This is a genomic window from Neorhizobium galegae bv. orientalis str. HAMBI 540 (assembly GCF_000731315.1).
GTDB classification, from domain to species: domain Bacteria; phylum Pseudomonadota; class Alphaproteobacteria; order Rhizobiales; family Rhizobiaceae; genus Neorhizobium; species Neorhizobium galegae.
In genome coordinates this window covers 618,418-638,716 of sequence record NZ_HG938354.1, presented here as the reverse complement: position 1 = coordinate 638,716, position 20,299 = coordinate 618,418, and the positions used below count along the sequence as shown (strand labels likewise).

Genomic DNA, 20,299 nt, shown 5'->3' with positions numbered 1-20,299 from the left:
GTGCAATCGCGCACGGAACGGGACATGACGCATATCACATTGATCAATCCGAACACGTCCCAGGCGACGACGGTTATGATGACCGAGATCGCCCGGAAATACCTGCCGGAAAAATTCTCGGTGGAGGGTGTCACGGCCACGAGCGGCGTGCCGATGATCCTGAATGACGGAGAGCTTGCTGCGGCGGCCGGCGGCGTCGTCGAAATGGGATTGGCCGCGGCGGGAGTGAGCGATGGGTTGATCGTCAGCGCATTCGGCGATCCAGGCCTTCAACGCCTGAAAGCCCTGTCCGGCCTGCCGGTCGTCGGCATCTGCGAAGCGAGCATGTACGAAGCCGCCGCCGGAGGCCGGCGTTTCGGCATCGCGACTGTCACTCCCGACCTCGTGGTGAGCTTTGCCGCCAAGGCTGAAACGCTTGGCCTTGCTCACCTCTTTACCGGCACACGGCTGACCAGCGACGATCCGCTGGTCCTTGCCGCCGACCCCGCGCGTTTGCACGCGGCCCTTGCGATCGCGGTTCGTGAATGTTTTGAACGGGATGGCGCTGAAGCCGTCATCATCGGCGGCGGTCCGCTGGGCCAGGCGGCGGACGATCTTCAGCGGGCTCTCTCGTCGCCGGTGATTGCGCCAATCCGCTCCGCTGTCGAACTGTTGCTTTCCCGGATCGCCCATCCTCCTGGAGCCGGAGCGAGGACGAAATGATCAGGGCGTCTCCTGAACAACGCCATCGAGGGGCCGTTTTTTCTGTTGCAAGTCGCGGCGTCCCGCCGGAAGGTCCGCCCGCTGATGTCTTGGCGGAGTTTCCCATGCCGAAGGATAAATCGTTCCTGTACCGCGTCAGGCAAGCCCTGCCCGAACTGCATCCCGCCGAGAAGCGCGTGGGAGAATTCGTCTGCGACTTTCCAGGCGAGCTTGCCAGCTATTCGGCGCAGGAGCTTGCAGCGCTTGCGCATGTCTCCAAGGCCACTGTGACGCGCTTCATCCAGCGCCTCGGCTACGAAAACTACGAGGAAGCCCGTCGCCATGCCCGGGCCGAAAAGCAGACCGGTTCGCGGCTCTTCCTGACGACCGCTGCCGACGCCGCGGCGGCCCAGTCGATGCAAGCGCATGTCGCCCAGGGGGTCGCCAATCTTGAAGCAACGTTCCTTTCCATTTCCGAGGGGCAAATCGAGGCTGTGACGGACGCAATGATTGCGGCCAGGAAGGTCTGGGTGCTTGGTTTCCGGAGTAGCCATCCCTTTGCCTCCTACCTTCAATGGCAGTTGACCCAGGTCATCGAGGATATCGTCGCAATCCCCGGCGCGGGGCAGACGCTTGGAGAACACCTTGTCAGCTTGCGCGAAGACGACGTCGTGGTGTTCTTCGCCATGCGCCGGAGGATCGCTCAGGTGGACGCCATCCTCGCCCAGCTTCGGCGGTCTAAAGCGAAACTCCTCTACATCACCGACGAGGGCGCCGCGTTCGAGACGTCGGCAACCTGGCATTTCCAATGCCAGACCCTAGCGCCCGGCCCGCTCTTCAATCATACGGCGGTCATGGCCCTCTGCCATCTGCTCATCACCCGGTGCCTGGAAAAGGCAGGTGTCGAGGGAAGAAAGCGCCTCCGCAACATCGAGACGCTGAATGAGGGGCTCGACGAACTCTGACGGGATCGATGCCGACGCTATTAGGTACCGGCCGGCCCACCGTCAGTTTATGCGCTGCTCGCTTTGCGGGTCGAAGAGATGCACCTTTCGGGAATCAAACTCGACGCGAAGAACATCCCCCGGCCGCGTCGTGACCCGCTCACGGAATACCCCGATGACCCGCTGGCCGGCGATCTGGCCCACGACATGCGTTTCGGCGCCGGTTGGCTCGATGACCTCGACGATGAGGGGCTGGCCAGCTTCGCCGGCCATGCTCAGATTCTCCGGACGGATGCCGTAGACCACATGACGCCCCTCGTTTTCCGGCGACGGAAGCTCTAAGACAGGAAGCGCGATATCGCCGATCCAGACCTTCCCCTGCGCATAACGGCCGGACAGGAAATTCATGCCCGGCGACCCGATGAAGCCTGCCACGAAGAGGTTGGCAGGACGATCGTAGAGAGCCAGAGGCGAGCCGACCTGTTCGACGAAACCATCCCGCATAACGACGATCTTGTCCGCCATGGTCATGGCTTCGATCTGGTCATGCGTCACATAGATCATGGTGCTTCCGAGCCGCTGGTGCAGCGCCTTGATTTCGCCGCGCATGGTGACCCGCAGCTTGGCATCCAGGTTGGACAAAGGCTCGTCGAACAGGAACACCTGCGGGTTGCGCACGATTGCCCGTCCCATCGCGACACGCTGCCGCTGGCCACCCGACAACTGCCGCGGATAACGCTCCAGCAGGGCCTCGAGATTAAGGATCTTTGCCGCCTTTTCGACCTTGGCGCGGATTTCCGGCTTTGCGTCGCCGCGCAGCTGCAGGGAAAAGCCCATGTTCTGGGCGACCGTCATGTGCGGGTAGAGCGCATAGCTCTGAAAGACCATGGCGATGTCGCGGTCCTTCGGAGACATCTCGTTGACGACGGTCGAGCCTATATGGACCTGGCCGTCGCTGATTTCCTCCAGCCCGGCGATCATGCGCAGCAGCGTCGATTTCCCGCATCCGGACGGCCCCACCAGAACCACAAACTCGCCGTCGTCGATATCGACATTCACGCCATGGATGACCTGGGTCTGGTTATAGACTTTTCTGACGTCGCGCAGATTTACGTTTGCCATGTTTCCATTCCTCGTCTTGGGCGCCGGACCTTCCGGTCGAGCGCGCCGGTCTCTGTCTTGCGCACCAGGCGGATCGCAAAATCGTTGATGGTCATCCTTTGACGGCGCCGCCGAGCACACCGCGCACGAAATATTTCTGCAGGCTGACGATCAGCACCAGCGGTACGATCACCGAGATGAAGGTCGCCGCGGTGAGCGTATTGAGGCCGCCCGCATTGGTCTGGGCAAGGCTCGCGACCTGCACCGTGAGTGGTGAAAGCGAACCCGATCCCAGGAAGATCAGGGGGATCAACAGGTGGTTCCAGGCGATCATGAATTGCAGGATTGCCAGCGACGCGAGAACGGCACCCGACAGCGGCAGGATGATCTGGAAGAAGATACGCGGTTCGGAGGCGCCGTCGATGCGCGCCGCCTCGACAAGGTCTGAGGGGATGCTGGAGAAGAAGCCATAGAGGAGAAAGATCCCGAACGGCACCGTCAGGCCCATTTCGATGATCCAGACCGGTATGAAGGTTCCCGTAAGGCCAACCGCAAGAAAGAACTTCAGCATTGGCACCAGGACGAGCTGGGGCGGCAATACCTGGAAACCGACCATGGCAAGAAACAGCGCGATACGCCCGCGAAACCGCATACGCGCCAAGGCAAAAGCGCCAATTGCGGAGAAGAGCACGGTCCCGAGCACGGTGGGAACCGTCAGCACGATCGAATTGACGACGCTGCGGCCGACGCCGGTCAGATACATGGCCTCGACATAGTTCGACAGCACCGGCCGCCATTCGATAAAGGCATGCCACCAGCCCGTCAGGGAGGAGTCGCTTTCCGAGCGGAATGTCGTCACGAAGAGCGACAGGACGGGCGTAAACCAGACCACGCAGAGAAGAAGGACCGCGCTATGGAGCGCGATTCGCTTCAGCCGGTTTCCGAGTTTGGAGGCCGGCCGCACGGAAATGAGCGCGGCTCGGCGGCTTTCGATTGCGGACATCGTCACTCTCCTCCCTCCGACCTGATCTGCTTGATGTTCATGAAGATCACCGGAGACGCGAGGATGAGGAGCAGGACGGCGATGGCGCTGGCCGTTCCGAGATTCTGTTTCACGAAGAGCTCCGAATACATCTTGTTGGCGATCACGTCGGTACCGAAGGAACCGTTGGTCATGACGTAGACGATGTCGAAGACCTTGAGGGAGAAGATCGCCTGGGTTGTCAGGACCACGAGGATCGTCGGCCAGAGCGAGGGAAGCGTCACGAAGCGGAAGACCGCCCACTCTCCCGCCCCGTCGATCTTGGCGGCCTCGACCAGTTCGCGCGGGATATTCTTGACGCCCGCCGACAGAATGAGGGTCGAAACACCGATGCTCATCCAGACGGCGACGAAGATCAGCGCATAGTTGTTGACGTTGCGGTCGATCAGCCATGCGATCGGCATCTTGCCCGTGACCGCCGTCCAGATGGCGTTGAGCGTGCCCGTCTGCGGCTGCATCGGTGGCTCGTAAGTATACATCATCTTCCAGATGACGGCGCCGGCGACGAAGGACATTGCGGTCGGCAGGATCAGGAAGGTTCTCGCGACACGCTCGTACTTGACCCGGTCCAGCATGATTGCGGCGGTAAGGGCAAGCACGGCCGTCAGCACGGGAAAGACAACGATCCAGAGGACATTGTTGAATAGAACGGGGCGCATGGCGGTCCCGAATGCCCAAACGAAGTTTCTAAATCCGACCCAGTTGCTGCCGGTTGCGTCACGGAAACTGTAAACGATCGACGCGACGAGCGGATAGGCTATGACCAAGCCCACCAGGGCCAGGACCGGCGAGAGCCATATCCAGGGTCGGATGCTGCTCTGCGTCTTTTGCGGAAACCTCCTGATAGCCAGTTCCCCCGGCAGAATGATGACCAGAGCCACGGCGGGCAAGGAAAGGAGCCCCAGGATAAGTTGCAGGATCTGACTACTCATGGCGTTTATTCCATCCGTTGCCAGGAGCAGCCTGGCCGCTCCTGGGAATGATCGTCCGGCTTATCTCGCAGCGTCGATCGCCTGCAGCACGCTATCCAGACTGTCGGGATCGAGCACGTACTGCACGACGCCTTTCCACAATGCCTGGATCACCGGCGGATCGACAACCTGGGTCGGCTGGGCAACAAGCGTGACACCTGGCTTGAGCAGCGTCTCGCGAGCCCGCTTGAGCACGGGGTTGGAATAATCGCTCGGCTGAACCGCCTGACTGGCAACGGTCCAGTTGCCGGCGGACGCCACGAGCTTCTGCGCCTCGTCCGATACGAGGTAAGACAAGAATGCCTTGATCTGCGGCGTGTCCCTGAATGCCAGGTAAAGCGTTCCCCCGAACGTCTCATAGGCCGCATTTTCCGGTTTGCCCGGTACCGGCATGAAGTCCATATCTTCGATCGGCTTGACCTTGGGATAGATCAGATTGGTAAGGCTGCCGGCATATGTTCCCCACAGAAGAACCGAACACTGGGGGGGATCATAAAAAAGCCCGGCGCCAACTTTGACCGCAGGCGTCGACATGGCCGCGACCGGGCCACCGGGAACCATCTTGGGATCGTGGGCGATTTTCCCGAACGCCTCGAACGCGGCCTTCACTTCCGGCGCGGTCCAGGAAATTGAGCCATCGCCAAGACCCTTGAGGGTCTTCTGGCCGGAGTTCTTCAGGATGTAGGCCTGGATCCAGTTGCCGGCAAGCGCTCCCGAGGAAGCACCCCGTTCGTCGGTGTAGCACCAGGGTGTCTTGCCGGCGTTGGCGCGTTTCACGGCCCAGGCGTCGAACTGCTCCCAGGTGGGGGCATCTTTCGGGCCGTCGTAGGTGTGGACATTGTACCAGACCATGAAGTTGTTGAGTTCGGTCCAAACCCCGTAGATCTTGCCGTTCAGGCTTGCAGCATCGACGAGTCCGGGATCGAACTTCCCCTTGATGGCAGCTTCGCCGACCATCGCGCCGACATCCTTCAAAGCACCTTGCTTCGCATAGCGCACGAGGTTGTTGATGTTGGTAGACCCGGCGAGATCCGGTGGATCACCTGCCTGGACGCGGGTCTGCAGCACCGCAGCAAAGTCGGTCGTTCCCGTATAATCGACGGTAATCCCCGTTGCCGCCTGGAAGGGAGCCCAGGCTGCCTTCAGCATCTCGAGTTCCCGGCCGCCATTGACGCCGAGGATGGAGACCTTGCCTCCGATCTTCTGCCCACCCGTCAGTTTGGATGCATAGGCCTGGGCCGCGTCGATCAGGGGTTTGGGAAGTTCAACCGCCTGGGCATGCGCCAGTCTGTCGGGGGATGCCAGCGCCAGCGCCGTCACGAGACACGTGGACAGCAGTGTCGGCGCGCGCGCCTTTTCGATTTTTCGGGACACCATAATTCGTTTACCTCCTGTTTGAACGGTCCGTTCGTGGATTCTTACGTCTGGGCGCACGGCTGCTCTCCGCATCATTCCGGATGCTGAGAGAATTCGGTGGCGTGTTCAAATCTCCAGGGTGGCTCCAGCCCGCCGTTTCACGTCTTCCGTGACTATGACGCTGCGCCTCTTGGCCTTGGAATATTCAACGGAATCATCCTGTTCCCCTGTCGTGACCGCCACTTCCACCATGCGTATCGCCCCAGCGGGTTGATCCCGCTGCGAGATGCAAAGGCAATGTTCGGCCCGGCATTTATGACACCACACTCTGTTCAGCGGGGGTTCGAAGTCAAACAACTAACATTGCCCGAGGTATAACCTTTGGTCATACTGGGGCCGTAGCTGCCTCTCCGCGACCGGACACCATGAACAAAAACCTGCACCGACTGGACCTTCGACAGCTCCGGCACTTCATAGCCGTGGTGCACACGGGTAGCTTCAGCATGGCGGCGGAGAACCTGCGGCTCACCCAGCCCGCCCTCAGCAAAAGCATTCGCAGCCTGGAACAGGCGCTCGGCGTCCGGCTGCTCGACCGAGGTCCGACGGGAGTTCAGGTTACGCTGTTCGGGCAGCGCCTTATCGGCTACAGCGAATTGCTGCTGTCCTTGGCCAACGAGGCCGTCGATGAAATAGACGCCCTGCGTGGCGCACGTCGCGGTTCGCTTCGGATCGGAAGCATGGCTGCTGCCCTCAGACAAGTTATTCCCGATGCGTTGATCCGCTTTTCGGCTGCCCGTCCTGATGTTGCCCTCATGGTGCACGAGGGCACCAATGAAGTCCTTCTTCCCCAACTCTTCGCGGCCAAACTCGACGTTGTGTTGACGGTCAAGCCGAGTGAGATCCTGAACGAGGATTTCGAGTGGAGGCTGGTCGCCAGGGAGCCGGTAAAAATCGTTGCGCATCAATCGCATCCGCTTGCACAACGCAAGAACCTGTCGATCTCCGATCTTGCGCAATACAGCTGGGTTCTGCCACCTCTGCCCGAGACCGACCGGCTATTGCTCGAATCGCTTTTTCGCAGCACCGGCCTGCCAAAGCCTGTCGTGGCCGTCGAAACGACATCGATCAATTTTCTGACGTCGATGATCTCTCGCACCCATCATCTGGCGTATTTGACGCGAGCGAACCTTGAGGGAAGCGGATTGGGATTGGTCGCTCTCGACTTCAACGAGATTTCCCTCACACGCGATATCTACGCGGTATTTCGCCGCAAAGGGGAAGTCCGCCCGACAGTTTCGGTCCTTCTGAGAGAAATTGAACGAGCCAGCGGCATAGGTGCAACCCCTCCTGCGGCATAGCTGCCCTATGAAGATCAGTTATACCTACGCCAGCCGAAGTTATTTTATTCGTTGGACGCGCTCATGTACCTCTTGGTGTGCTCGCCGCCAGCACATCTTGAGCGGCGAACCAACACCAAACCTGCCGCAGGGCATCTCGCGTCGTTCGGGCAACCGTTCGGCCGCGGCGATGGCATGCCCAAACCGAGCGGCGTGCGGCGCGTTCAAACGGAGCGAACCCTATCCATGACCGATTTTCTCTCCACGCCCGGCGGCTACAGATTTGCTCTCAATCCTATCCAGTGGTTCGCCACGGCAGACGGCTGGCTCGATCCGACCAAGGGACCGACGCCACAGGAACTGCTGAAGGAAATCGCACGGTCCGGCTTTCATGCAGTGCATGCGCAGGTCCCAGCCGGATGGACGATCGGGGAATACAAGAGCGCCTTGCAGGATGCAGGCCTGAAGCCAGCCCCGGGTTACCTGTCGATGGCGCTGCCGGAACACGGCGTCGAGATAGAGGCGGCGCTGGAGACCGCCCGCACGAGCGCCGCTCAACAGGCCGAGCTCGGCCTGACCGACATGTTCATCGCCACCCGGATGAACAAGGATGCGCCGCGGGTCAAGCGTCCCGGCGTCGGAGCGGAATTCGACGAAGCCAAATTCGCGATGATATTCAATCTCGTCGATCGGGCGTCGGCCATCCTGAACGAAGAAGGCGTCAAGGCGGCGCTCCACCCGCATATCGGCACCTGGATCGAGACAGAAACCGAAACCCGCCGCCTCCTCGATAATATCAGCGCGAACCAGCTCGGCTTCGGTCCGGATACGGGCCACCTCTCATGGGCAGGCGCCGATGTCATCGGCCTTATCAAGGATTATCGGGACCGGACCCGGGTTATGCATGTCAAGGACTGCCGGCTGCAGGTGCGTGATGCTGCAAAGGCCGCCGGGAAGACCTATCAGCAGACCGTCGTTTCCGGTCTCTGGGCTGAACCCGGTTCGGGTGAACTCGATCTTGCTGGCATGCTTGCAGCCCTTGGCAGTGATTTCGACGGCTGGCTGATCGCCGAGGTCGATTTCCCGACGCTGCCGCCCTTCGAATGCGCGAAGGCGAGCGCCGAATGGCTCTCGAAATTGCGGCGGCCCGCGCATTAGGGAACACACCCGGCGGCAAACGAAGCTTTCGAGGCCACCCGGGCCCGAACTCCTTAACGCCGCCTTTCAGGACACTTAATTGCCGCGCAGGATACCGAGAAGCGATGTCTCAAGCCATTTATGATGCACTGGTTGTCGGGTCCGGCGCGGCCGGGTCTTTTGCGGCCAAAGAACTCACCGCTCAGGGCCTGTCTGTCCTTCTTCTCGAGGCGGGGCCTGCAGTCGGCCCAAAGGACTTCGACCCGGCGCGCAAGACGGCGGTTCAAAAGGACATCAACATCTGGGATCGGGCAATGGCCACCGCCAACGGGCAGGCCGTCCAGGCGCGGGCCGTCTTCTTCAAGGAGTGGATGAGCCACCTCTTCGTCAACGATCGCAAAAACCCCTACACGACGCCGGCGGATGCGCCGTTCCTGTGGATCAGAGGGCGCCAGGCCGGCGGCAGGCTGCACACGTTCGGCCGGGTTCTGGTGCGCTGGAGCGACGACGATTTCAGGCTGCACACCCGCACCGGCGAAGGCGTCGACTGGCCGCTATCATACGATGAGGTCGCCCCCTTTTATTCCGAGGTCGAATCCTATCTCGGTCTCTACGGCCAGGAGGATCGCGTTTCGACGATGCCCGATGGCGTCTATGCCAATCGCTCGAACCTGACGCCGGCGGAGGAAGCGTTCAAAGCCTCCGTCGAAGGACGCTGGCCCGAGCGCCGCATCGTCTCCTGGCGTTATGTCGCTCCGGAAGCCGAGCGTGTTCCCCGCGCCCTTCGGGATGCGCAGGCAAGCGGTCGGCTGACCATTCGCTATAATGCGGTGGTTCGCCGTATCACCACGGACGAAAAAACCGGCCTGGCAACCGGCGCGGAGGTGACGGACGGTATTGCCGGCAAGACCGAAAAGGTCCAGGCCTCCAACGTCATCGTCTGCGCTTCGCCGATCGAAAGCATCAGGCTGCTTTTGAATTCTGCATCAGCAAAACATCCCACTGGTCTCGGCAACAGTTCGGGGACGTTGGGCCGCTACTTCATGGATCAACTGCCTTGTTTGGCGGTCGGAGCCTTCCCCCCGGTTCCAGGCTGGATGAAGGACGAGTCCGCTCCGCCGGATCCGTTCTATGCCGCATCCGGCGGTATCTTCATCCCGCGCTTCGAAGGCTTCGGCAGCGGTGAGAAGAGAAGCGACTTCGCCTATCAGGGGACCGTCGGCAGAGGGCCTGTCGCCGGCGGTATTCCCGCCCGCATGGCGTTCTTCGGCTACGGGCAGATGCTGCCGCATGCCGACAATCGCGTTACACTCGCCCCGAACAGGACGGACGCATGGAAAATACCGGTTCCCCATATCCGATGCGTCATGGATTCAGGGGAGCGTGACCTGCTCAGGCGGCAGGAACAAACACTGATTGAAATCGTCGAGCAAGCCGGTGGCGAGTTGGAATTCATCGGCTCCCCTCTCGGCCTCAAGGAAATAGGCAAAGGCGCCTATCCCAACGCCGATGCCCTTAGCCGCTTCCTCTTCCGAAGGATGTTCCACAGAAGCATGTCCATGGGCGCCGCCATCCATGAAAGCGGCGGTGTGCGTATGGGAACATCAGCCGAAACATCGGTGCTGAATTGCTGGAACCAGAGCTGGGACGTTCCCAACCTGTTTGTCACCGATGCCAGTGCTTTCCCCACGAGCGGCGTCGCCGGTACGACGCTGACCGTGATGGCGCTGACGGTCCGCGCCTGCCGACGACTTGCCAGCGCGCGTCGGTCGTCAACCTGTTAAGGTTTTAATCCAAGGGCCTTTCACCGTGAATGGATCCGGATCAAGGACGCGAGATGCGCGCATTCTCTTGCAGCTGCTCCACACATTGAAAACGTCTGCTTTGAATTTCCTTACCCAAAATGCAAATTATCTCCTAACGGTTCCCCGCGCTCCGCTAAGGTGTCTGCGCATGAGGGCGGCAGCAACCTCATTTTCACCATGTTCGAGACGATCCAGGATTTCAAGATGTTCCCTGCATGTCACCGCCACACGCCCGGATCCATGCTGCCAGTTGTAGTTCGACAAGCGGCGAAGCTGGTTCTGTCGGTTCATCGCCTCTTCGATATAGCGATTTCCCGATGCCGCACTGATGCCGAGGTGGAATTCCGCATTCATTTCAAAAAGCGTGACGCTTGACGTTTCCGTCCAAGGGCCTGCCAGCATGGCCTCGTGCCGCGCCCTCATTGAGCGGATCCATTCCGCCGAGAGGGAAAACTCAGGCGACAGAATCGCCGCGCACTCTATCAGCAGGCGAAAATTGTAGCTCTCCTCCCTTGCGCGCATGTCTCGTGCCGGATCGAAAAACTGCCACCCGTAACCCTTCCTGCGCTGGAGAACGCCCAACCCCTCGAGCTTGATCAGCGCCTGGCGGACGGGCGTGCGCTCACGCCCCGTCAACCGCATCAATTCAAGCTCGGCGAACTGTTCCGGCAACTCTCCTTCACGCCGCAACCTGGCAATCGCGATCAGCAGTTCTTCGTCAGCCGGCGGCGCCTTAGAGATCTCGATCATCGGCGGGATCGAGGCAAGCCTCATTCCGCGGTTGGGCTCGTGCCGTACCACCCCCTGCGCCTCGAGAAGTTCCAGCGCCATCCGCACCGGCGTCCGCGATACCCGCAAACGTTCGGCAAGCTGGCTCTGGCGCAGCGGCGCGCCCGGCTGAAGATTGTCCTTGTGGATTACCTCGACGATGCGGCGCATCAGGTCCTGCTGAAGCGGCGTGCTCGCGTCCGACATTTTCCGCTTGCCTTTCCGGTATTTTTGCTTTTTGTTCTATGAAATACTTTCTTGACGAAAACAATCCCAGTCGACCTCTTTCGTCGCCCATCATCCGGAATCCCATGCCATGACGCTGCCTCTTCCCTGCCCGCTTGTTGAAATTTCTGGTACGCCGTTCGAGCGCGGTCAACAATATGGGGAACAGGCCGCGGAGCGTATCTTGAAGGGGATCGGGCACTATAAAGACCAGCTGCATTCGTCCGGCCTGAAGGACAGCGACCTTGCCACGATGATCGACCGCTTCGCAGGCGCGATCGATGAGTATGGCAGTCAGTACATCGAGGAAATGCGCGGCATTGCCAGCGCCGTTAACACGGATTTGGCAGCCATTCTCCTGCTCAATGCCCGCACCGAAATCCTCAAGCTCGCGCGCCGCCGGGAGAAGGGGCAGGAGGACTTCATCCAGTCGGACGGCTGCACCGGCGTATTCGTCATGCCGGGCGCGACCAGAGACGACGTCTTCATCCACGCCCAGAACTGGGACTGGAAGGCAGAATGCGCTGAAACTGCGGTCGTGCTGAAGATCAAACGGGACGACGGCCCGGATATTATCACCTTCACGGAAGCCGGTGGCCTCGCGCGCACCGGCTTCAATTCCGCCGGCATCTCCATCAGCGGCAACTATCTGGAGACGGAACGGGATTACCGCGAGCTCGGCGTGCCGCTCGCCATTATTCGTCGCAAGGTTCTAGAACAGGACCAGCTCGCACTGTCGATGCAGGCCGTCTATGCCACCCGCAAGTCCGCTTCAAACAACATGATGATCGGCCATGCCCATGGCATTGCGATCGATTTCGAATGCGCGCCCGACGAGACTTTCCTGGTTCATCCGCAGGACGGGGTGCTTGTGCATGCCAATCACTTCCAAAGCCCGATCGCCCTGTCAAAGCTCCTCGACAAGGGCGTGGCGAACATGCCCGACAGCCTCTATCGCGACCTGCGTGTCCGCCAGTTGCTCCAGCCTCATATCGGCGCGGTCACGATCGACACCGTCAAGACTGCGCTCTCGGACACGTTCGAGACGCCGTATTCCGTCTGCCGGCCTCCCCGTCGGTCGCCCTTGTCCAACAACCAGTCCGCCACGGTCGCGATGATCGTGATGGTGCCGGGCACGGGAGAAATGGAAGTCGCGCTTTTGCCGGCACTTGGCGCGCATTTCTGGAAATACAGCCTCGACATGCAGATCAGCCCGATCGAACGGCCTCCCCAGGTGCAGACCAACGCGGCTTGAGCAAAGACCAATAAGGGAACAAAAAGGGGAACGCAGGATGAAATATCGCAAGCTTTTGACCATGACAGCAATGGCCGCTGTGCTCGTTGCGGCAGCCGACATCACGATGGCGCAGGACAAGACGATGCGGGTGCGCATCAATGCCGATATCCGCTCCACCGATCCGGGCGTCAACCGCGACGCCAACAGCGACGCCATCGTACTTCACATCGTCGAGGGCCTTGTCGGCTACCGCGACGACGCGTCGGTCGCTCCCCTGCTGGCGAAATCAGTCGCTGTTTCTGAAGATGGAAAGAGCTACACGTTCACGCTGCGCGACGGCCTGAAGTTCAGCAACGGCGAGCCGCTGACCTCCGCGGACGTGATGCGATCCTGGGAGCGTTATACCAACCCTAAAACCGCATGGCGCTGCCTGAAGGACGTGACCGGATCCGGCGTCGCCAACGTCACGAACGTCGCGGCACCGGACGTTTCGACCGTCGTCTACACGCTTGAAAAGCCGACCGCGCTGTTCCTGGCGACGCTCGCCCGCACAGACTGCGGCGGCACCGGCGTCTACCACAAGAGCTCGCTCGATACCGAGGGCAAGTGGGTCAAGCCGATCGGCACCGGTCCCTTCATGCTGCAGGAATGGCGCAGCGGCCAATATGTTCAGCTGGCCGCCAATCCGAACTATGTGTCTCCCGGCGGCGAGATAACCGGCTATGTCGGCGACAAGACGCCGAAGATCGACGCAGTCCGCTTCATGATAATTCCGGATGACGCGGCTGCAAAGGCAGCCATCTATTCCGGCGATATCGATGTGCTCGCCGACGTCAACAATGCGGATATCGAGGAGCTGACCGGTAGCGGGAAGCTCAAGGTGGACAAGGCGGCAGCCATGGGCCTGACCGGCCTGCTGTTCCAGACCCGCGATCCATTGCTGAAAGACGTCCGCATCCGAAAGGCGCTGCTCCTTTCGCTCGACATTCCGCAGATCACAGAGGCGCTGACGAATGGTCAGTCGCCGGCAAGCGTCTCCGTCATTCCGGTGCCGAGCCCGTATTCCGGCGCTCCCCAAAAGGAAGTGCCGACCCGCAATATCGCAGACGCCAAGAAACTGCTCGCCGAGGCGGGCTACGCCGGCCAGCCGATCAAATGGCTTACGACGAAATATTATCCTTCGCTCTTCGATGCTGCGGTGCTTGTGCAGGCGATGGCGCAGGAAGCCGGGATCAACATTGAGGTCGAGACACTCGATTGGGCGACGCTGCTCGATCGCTACACGAGCGGCAACTACAGCGCCATGTCGTTTACATATTCGGCACGTCTCGATCCATCGCTTTCCTATGACATGGTGAGCGGCAACAAGGACAAAAGCGCGAGCAAGGTGTGGGACAATCCGGAAGGCTTGAAGCTGATCGCAGAAAGCACGACAATCTCCGATCGGTCGAAGCGTCAGGCGATCTTCGACAAGCTTGAAGAGATGATCCGGGCCGACCTTCCGCTGATCCCGCTCTACTCGGGCACTCGCATCGGCGCCGTACGGTCCAATATCGAAGGCTACAAGACCTGGCCGGTCGGTTACGCCCGCATGTGGGGGGTCTCCTCCTCAAAGGGTAAGTGAGCCCATGCATGCCCTTGGAACCTATATTGCGAAGCGTCTCTTGTGGACGCTTCCAACATTGCTGCTCGTGGCCGTCATGGTCTTCTTCCTCGTGCGGATGATCCCCGGAGATCCCGCTCTGCTTATTCTGGGGGACGGGGCAAGCCCTGAGGAAGTGGCGGGCCTGCGCTCCAATCTCGGTCTCGACCGGCCCGTGCCGGTGCAGTTCCTCTACTGGCTCGGCAAGGTGCTCAAGGGCGATCTTGGCCAGTCGATATCGAACGGCGCCCCTGTTCTGCCCCTGATGCTCGACCGCTTCCAGGTCAGCGCCACTATCGTTCTCGTCGCCGTCGGGCTTGCGACGCTCATCGCCATTCCGGCGGGTCTGATCGCAGCCTGGCGCCAGAACGAACCCGTGGACGTCGCAATCGTCGCCGGCTCGACGCTCCTGATGTCCATTCCGAGCTTCTGGCTCGGCCTCGTGCTGCTGCTGGCGTTCGGATTGAAGCTCGGCTGGCTGCCCGTCGTCGGCTTCGTGCCCTTCACCGAGAACCCGTGGACCGCCATCACCTATGTCATCCTGCCGATCGTCACGCTGATGCTGATCGAGGTCGGCGTGCTGACCCGGATGATGCGCGCCAGCGCGATCGAGATCCTGCGCCTGGAGTATGTCACGCATGCACGCGCCAAGGGTCTTTCCGAGCGCACGGTCCTGCTCCGTCACGTGCTTCCCAACGCATTTGCGCCGACCTGGACGATGATCGGTCTGGTCCTCGGCAGCCTGCTCGGTGGTATCGCGGTCCTCGAAACCGTCTTTACCTTGCCCGGCCTCGGACGCCTTCTCGTCGATGCTATCTTCGCTCGCGACTACCCGGTGGTACAGGGATGTCTGCTGTTCACGGCGATGATCTACGTGATCGTCAATCTGATCGTCGACCTGTGTTATCCGTTGTTCGATCCGCGGGTCACCGCGTCATGATCAGGCAACCGGCAAACTTCCTGATCGGCTCCGCCTTGCTGATCTTCATCGGCGGCGTGGCGCTTATCGCGGTGTTCTGGACACCTTACGATCCTGCAGCCATCAAGCTCATATCACGATTGAAGCCGCCATCGGCGCAGTTCTGGCTTGGCACGGACGAATTCGGGCGCGATGTCGTCTCGCGCCTTATGGCCGGCGCGGTGCAGAGCATAACGGTTGCCATCTTTACCGTCGCTTTCGCAGTCATCGTCGGCACGGTCGCAGGGCTGATCGCCGGTTATACGCGGGGGCTGGTCGACAGGATCCTGATGGTGTTCAGCGACGCACTTCTCGCCTTTCCCGGCACATTGCTTGCGCTTGGGCTGATGGTCATCTCAGGGCCGAACAAATACGGCATCATCCTGGCGCTGGGCATCGCCTTTGCGCCCTCCGTTCTCCGCATCATCCGGGCAAGCGTGTTGTCAGCCAGGGAGCGGGAATATGTCGAAGCCTCCCGCGTCATCGGCAATTCGGAACTGGCGACCATGTTTCGCCACGTCCTGCCCAATTGCACGGCGCCGATCGTGGTTCTCGCCACCTCGATGTTCGGCTGGGTGGTTCTGGCAGAAAGCGGCCTGAGCTTCCTCGGCCTCGGCGTACCGCCGCCGGCGCCGACCTGGGGCAATATGCTGTCGGCCGCCCGCACCTACATCGAAAAGGCGCCGTGGCTTGGCCTTGCTCCAGGCATCTGCATCTCACTGACACTGCTCGGCATCAATCTGCTGGGTGATGCGTTGCGCGACCGCTTCGACCCGCGAATGGAACAAAGATGATGACCGCAGACAAGACCGTGCCGCTGCTGAGCGTACGAAACCTTCAGGTCACGACGTCGAACGGCCTCAAGATCCTTCATGACGTCTCCTTCGACGTCGAGGCCGGCAGCATCGTCGCGCTCGTGGGCGAAAGCGGCAGCGGCAAGACGGTCGCTGCACGTGCGTCCATGCGGCTTCTGCCCAAATCGATCAAACCGACCTCCGGCGAAATCCTGTTCCAGGAGCGCGACATCCTCAGGATGCCGGACAGCGAGATCCGCAAGATACGCGGCGCCGCGATCGGAATGGTCTTCCAGGAGCCGATGGTCTCGCTCAATCCGGCGATGACGATCGGCGCTCAACTCGTCGAAGGGCTTCGCCTGCACGAAAAGCTCAGCGTGGAGGCCGCCCTTGCGCGCGCCACCGAGATGCTGGAACGGGTCAAGATCTCCGATCCTGCCGCCTGTCTTTCCGCCTATCCGCACCAGTTTTCCGGCGGCATGCGCCAGCGCATCATGCTGGCATCGGTCATGCTGCTCAGGCCGAAACTTCTGATCGCCGACGAGCCGACGACTGCGCTCGACACGCTGACCCAGCGTGAGGTGATGGAGATCATGGTCGAGCTGACCCGCACCTTTGGCACCGCCGTGCTGCTGATCACCCACAATCTCGGCCTTGTCGCGCAATACGCCAGACAAGTGATCGTTCTCGAACGCGGCAAGCTCGTCGAGGCCGGGCCGGTCGAAGACGTTCTCCGCCGGCCGAAAGAACAGTATACGCGCACGCTTATCGACGCGCTGCCGAAGCGCGACCATGACCGCAAACCGCTTGCCGCTGCAGCACCGCTGATCGAGGCGCGCAATGTGGAGGTCACCTTCTCGGGGGCCGGCAACATGTTCAGCACGGCGGAAAAGAAGCTTGCCGTCAGGGGGGTCTCTCTGGGCGTGCGGCCCGGCGAGGTCGTCGCCGTCGTCGGCGGTTCGGGTTCCGGCAAGACGACGCTTGGCCGCGCGATGCTCGGCCTGCTTCCACTGTCGGCAGGAGACGTCTTCTTCCGCGATCGATCGATGGTATCCGCCGACAAGGCGGCGGCCCGCGATTATCGCCTGCAATGCCAGTTGGTGTTTCAGGATCCGTATTCCTCGCTCGATCCGCGCCAGAAGATTTCCGACATCGTCGGCGAGCCGCTCAGGCATGGCACCGCGCTCAGCCGTGCCGAGAAGACCGAACGGGTCAAGGACATGCTCGATGAAGTCGGATTGATCGGGCTCGGCGAACGCTATCCGCACGCTCTTTCGGGCGGCCAGAGACAGCGTGTGGCGATCGCCCGGGCCGTCATCCGCAACCCCGCCTTCGTCGTCGCCGACGAGCCGGTCTCCGCCCTCGACATGACGATCCAGAAACAGGTTCTCGACCTCTTCCGCAGGCTGCAGGAGAACCATGGTTTTGCCTGCCTGTTCATCAGCCACGACCTCGGTGCCGTCTCGCGCGTCGCCGATCGGATCGTGGTCATGGAGCAGGGACTGATCGTTGAGCAGGGCAGCGTCGCAGAGGTTCTGGATCATCCGCAACATGCCTACACGCAGGCCCTGCTGAAGGCGACGCCGACGCTAGGCATCGCCGCCTAGATCAGAGCCATAGATCCCACCCCGGCGAGGCGTTGCCCCCAACACCTGCGGCTTGGCAAACCCGGCCGCACCGCATCGCCAAACGATAATTTCGAAAGAGGGCAGACCCTATGGACACGCATCAGCAACTCAACGCCAATTCGCTCGACGCCTACTGGATGCCCTTCACCTCCAATCGCTCCTTCAAGACGGCTCCGCAGATCGTGACCGGCGCCCAAGGCATGTATTATTCCATGAGCGACGGCCATAAGCTGCTCGACGGGATTGCCGGTCTCTGGTGCGTCAATGCCGGGCATGGGCATCCGAAGATCGTCGAGGCGATCCAGAAGCAGGCCGCACAGCTCGACTTCGCCTCATCCTTCGGGTTCGGCCATCCGCTGGCCTTCGAATATGCCAACCGGCTGACTTCCATTGCGCCGCAGGGCCTGGACCACGTCTTCTTCACCAATTCCGGTTCCGAAGCCACCGATACCGCGCTGAAGCTTGCCCTCGCCTATCATCATGCCCGCGGACAAGGCCAAAGGCAGCGCATCATCGGCCGCCAGCGCGGCTATCATGGCGTCGGCTTTGGCGGTCTCTCCGCAGCCGGAATGGGGCCTCACAAGAAACAGTTCGGCATGTTGCTGCCAGGTGCCGCCCATATGCCCCATACCCATGACCCAGTTCGCAACGCCTTCAGCCCTGGCCAACCGGCCCACGGCGCGGAGATCGCCGACGCTCTGGACCAGATGCTGCAGACCTTTGATCCGTCGACGGTCGCCGCGGTCATCGTCGAACCGGTGGCGGGCTCTACCGGAGTGCTGATCCCGCCGGTCGGTTATCTCGAACGGCTTCGTCAGATCTGCACCCAAAACGGCATCCTGCTGATCTTCGACGAAGTCGTGACCGGTTTCGGGCGCCTCGGGCGCCCGTTCGCTGCCGACCGTTTCGACGTGACGCCCGACCTGATTGCCATCGCCAAGGGGATGACCAACGGTGCCGTACCGATGGGTGGCGTTATTGCGTCGAACGCGGTTCATGAAGCGCTGATGCAGAACGCCGCGTCCGGTGCAGTCGAGTTCTCCCACGGCTATACCTATTCGGGACATCCGCTGGCCTCGGCCGCGGCACTTGCCACACTGGACGTTTATGTCAGTGAAGGCATGTTCGAGCACGCCGCATCCATCGAACCCTTTTGGCAGGAGCGAGCTCACGCTTTGAAGAGGGTTGCGGGAGTGGCGGACATCCGCAATCTCGGGCTTCTGGCCGGCATCGAACTGGGCGAGGATGTCGCGGGAGGCAAGGCAATGGCCAAGAAGGTCTATGATTATTGCTTCGAACGAGGCGTCCTGGTGCGGCCCGTCGCCAACACCATCGTCCTGTCTCCCCCTCTCGTCATCTCTGAAACGGAAATAGACATGCTGTTTTCGACGATCGCTATGTCACTTCGATCTCTCTGAGAGAAAATGCGACCGGCCTGTACCTGAAATCACCGCGATAATCCGATAACGACGCCTATCATTTCCACTAGACGCCAGCATCGGCCCGAACTTCGCATCTCCTCTGCGCAGCTGGCGGTCGCCGCCAACACGGCTTCGTCGTCCTCAATCACACGCGCGCGCAGCCAGTTGGCCTTCATCGACTGACCCGCAACGGGTGTCGGTTCCGGCCTCACCGAGATCGCCGGGATGAGAGGAGAGCTTCCACCGAACTGCCCGCACGTTGCGCTGTGGTCCACCGAGGCGAAATAAAATCCCATTTTCCGCAGGTTATTTGAGATACGGCTGGCATGCCGCGTCTTGCACAAGGTGTTACGCTGCGAAGTTCCAAAACCTATGAGCAAGGACACACTATGCCGGCCCACACCCTCGCCTCTCCTCCGCAGCGCAAAACAGCAACCAATTTCCTGCGCCGTCGTTACGGTAAGGACCAGCCAGCAAAGGCTGTGGAATGGAACGACACTCTTGAGGCTATCCTTTCGCACCGCTCTGTCCGCAACTACCTGCCAAAGCCTGTGCCGGAAGGCATTCTGCAACTGGCTGTCGCCGCAGCGCAATCGGCTCCGACATCCTCCAGTTTACAGGCGTGGAGCGTCGTCGCGGTCGAGGACCCGGAACGCCGAGCAAGGCTCGCCGAACTTGCTTCCCCCAACCCGCAGATTCTCTCCGCGCCGCTTTTCCTCGTCTGGTTAGCCGACCTGTCGCGGCTCCGGAAAATCGCCGCCGAACACGGCAAGACGGGCGAAGGCCTCGACTATATGGAAAGCTTCCTGCTGGGCGCGATTGACGCGTCGCTCGCCGCTCAAAATGCACTCACGGCGCTGGAATCGCTCGGTCTTGGGACCTGCTATATTGGCGGCATCCGCAATCACCCCGCCGAAGTGGGGGAAGTACTCGGTCTCCCGCCAGAGGTGTTTGCGGTATTTGGCATGACGGTCGGATATCCCGATCCCGCCGTCGAGACCGAAGTCAAGCCGCGCCTGCCGCAATCTCTGGTCCTGCACCGCGGGCATTATCAGGCCAGGCCTTCCGAGGCGGATCTCACTGCCTATGACGATACGATGCGCGCCTTCCAAACCAAGCAAGCCATGGCTGCGCGAGGTTGGACGACTGTCATCGCCCACCGCATTGCCGACGCCGCGGCGCTGAAGGGTCGGCATGTGCTTCTCGATGTCGTGCGGCACATGGGGTTCAAGGTGAAGTAGCAAAACAGGCG

General features: G+C 61.0%; 17 protein-coding genes. 12 read left to right on the top strand and 5 right to left on the bottom strand.

All coding sequences use genetic code 11. The features are described from left to right. Positions 1-24: 24 nt before the first annotated feature. Both RG540_RS25535 and RG540_RS25530 read left to right on the top strand, forming a co-directional pair. On the top strand, positions 25-702 hold the full coding sequence (locus tag RG540_RS25535) for an aspartate/glutamate racemase family protein (RefSeq protein WP_041364680.1): 678 nt from the start codon (positions 25-27) through the stop codon (positions 700-702). A 104-nt stretch (positions 703-806) separates the two neighbouring features. Beyond that, entirely contained in the window at positions 807-1,646 is an 840-nt protein-coding gene (locus tag RG540_RS25530) for a MurR/RpiR family transcriptional regulator (protein ID WP_041364679.1), read from the top strand. 42 nt (positions 1,647-1,688) lie between these two features. Here RG540_RS25530 and RG540_RS25525 read toward each other — a convergent pair whose 3' ends face one another. The 4 genes from RG540_RS25525 to RG540_RS25510 form a co-directional block, all read right to left on the bottom strand. Continuing rightward, positions 1,689-2,747, bottom strand: a complete 1,059-nt coding sequence (locus RG540_RS25525) for an ABC transporter ATP-binding protein (protein ID WP_041364676.1) — start codon at positions 2,745-2,747, stop codon at positions 1,689-1,691. Between the two features lie 91 nt (positions 2,748-2,838). Next, positions 2,839-3,729, bottom strand: a complete 891-nt coding sequence (locus RG540_RS25520) for a carbohydrate ABC transporter permease (RefSeq protein ID WP_051909782.1) — start codon at positions 3,727-3,729, stop codon at positions 2,839-2,841. Between the two features lie 2 nt (positions 3,730-3,731). Continuing rightward, positions 3,732-4,700: a carbohydrate ABC transporter permease gene (locus tag RG540_RS25515; RefSeq protein WP_041364674.1), complete on the bottom strand. Its 969-nt coding sequence runs from the start codon at positions 4,698-4,700 to the stop codon at positions 3,732-3,734. A gap of 60 nt (positions 4,701-4,760) precedes the next feature. Continuing rightward, on the bottom strand, positions 4,761-6,116 hold the full coding sequence (locus tag RG540_RS25510; protein WP_041364672.1) for an ABC transporter substrate-binding protein: 1,356 nt from the start codon (positions 6,114-6,116) through the stop codon (positions 4,761-4,763). Positions 6,117-6,520: 404 nt separating this feature from the next. On the opposite strand from RG540_RS25510, the gene RG540_RS25505 reads away from it, so the two are divergent. The 3 genes from RG540_RS25505 (at position 6,521) to RG540_RS25495 (ending at position 10,353) form a co-directional block, all read left to right on the top strand. Beyond that, positions 6,521-7,453 carry a LysR family transcriptional regulator gene (locus RG540_RS25505; protein WP_080725071.1) on the top strand — a complete coding sequence of 311 codons (933 nt, stop codon included), beginning with the start codon at positions 6,521-6,523 and terminating at the stop codon, positions 7,451-7,453. Between the two features lie 225 nt (positions 7,454-7,678). Further along, positions 7,679-8,590: a sugar phosphate isomerase/epimerase family protein gene (locus RG540_RS25500; RefSeq protein WP_041364670.1), complete on the top strand. Its 912-nt coding sequence runs from the start codon at positions 7,679-7,681 to the stop codon at positions 8,588-8,590. Between the two features lie 104 nt (positions 8,591-8,694). Next, positions 8,695-10,353, top strand: a complete 1,659-nt coding sequence (locus RG540_RS25495; protein WP_041364669.1) for a GMC oxidoreductase — start codon at positions 8,695-8,697, stop codon at positions 10,351-10,353. A gap of 126 nt (positions 10,354-10,479) precedes the next feature. On the opposite strand, the gene RG540_RS25490 is transcribed toward RG540_RS25495, so the two are convergent. Continuing rightward, the gene (locus RG540_RS25490; protein ID WP_244446765.1) at positions 10,480-11,313 is read right to left on the bottom strand and encodes a GntR family transcriptional regulator; all 834 of its coding nucleotides are present in this window, start codon (positions 11,311-11,313) and stop codon (positions 10,480-10,482) included. A gap of 145 nt (positions 11,314-11,458) precedes the next feature. Here RG540_RS25490 and RG540_RS25485 point away from each other — a divergent pair, with 145 nt between their 5' ends. From RG540_RS25485 to RG540_RS25450, 7 genes are all read left to right on the top strand, one after another. Next, entirely contained in the window at positions 11,459-12,622 is a 1,164-nt protein-coding gene (locus tag RG540_RS25485; protein ID WP_041364665.1) for a C45 family autoproteolytic acyltransferase/hydolase, read from the top strand. 37 nt (positions 12,623-12,659) lie between these two features. After that, the gene (locus RG540_RS25480) at positions 12,660-14,228 is read left to right on the top strand and encodes an ABC transporter substrate-binding protein (RefSeq protein WP_041364662.1); all 1,569 of its coding nucleotides are present in this window, start codon (positions 12,660-12,662) and stop codon (positions 14,226-14,228) included. Between the two features lie 4 nt (positions 14,229-14,232). Then, positions 14,233-15,186 (top strand): ABC transporter permease, encoded by a 954-nt coding sequence (locus RG540_RS25475; RefSeq protein ID WP_041364659.1) that lies wholly within the window; start codon positions 14,233-14,235, stop codon positions 15,184-15,186. Next, positions 15,183-15,998: an ABC transporter permease gene (locus RG540_RS25470; protein ID WP_080725069.1), complete on the top strand. Its 816-nt coding sequence runs from the start codon at positions 15,183-15,185 to the stop codon at positions 15,996-15,998. Before RG540_RS25475 ends, RG540_RS25470 begins: the two co-directional genes overlap by 4 nt. Beyond that, positions 15,998-17,605 (top strand): dipeptide ABC transporter ATP-binding protein, encoded by a 1,608-nt coding sequence (locus RG540_RS25465; protein ID WP_041366343.1) that lies wholly within the window; start codon positions 15,998-16,000, stop codon positions 17,603-17,605. Before RG540_RS25470 ends, RG540_RS25465 begins: the two co-directional genes overlap by 1 nt. A 110-nt stretch (positions 17,606-17,715) precedes the next feature. Next, complete coding sequence (locus RG540_RS25460; RefSeq protein WP_041364656.1) at positions 17,716-19,044, top strand: aminotransferase class III-fold pyridoxal phosphate-dependent enzyme; 1,329 nt, start codon at positions 17,716-17,718, stop codon at positions 19,042-19,044. Between the two features lie 392 nt (positions 19,045-19,436). Beyond that, positions 19,437-20,288, top strand: coding sequence for an NADPH-dependent oxidoreductase (locus RG540_RS25450; protein WP_080725068.1), 852 nt, complete (start codon positions 19,437-19,439; stop codon positions 20,286-20,288). Positions 20,289-20,299 lie beyond the last annotated feature (11 nt).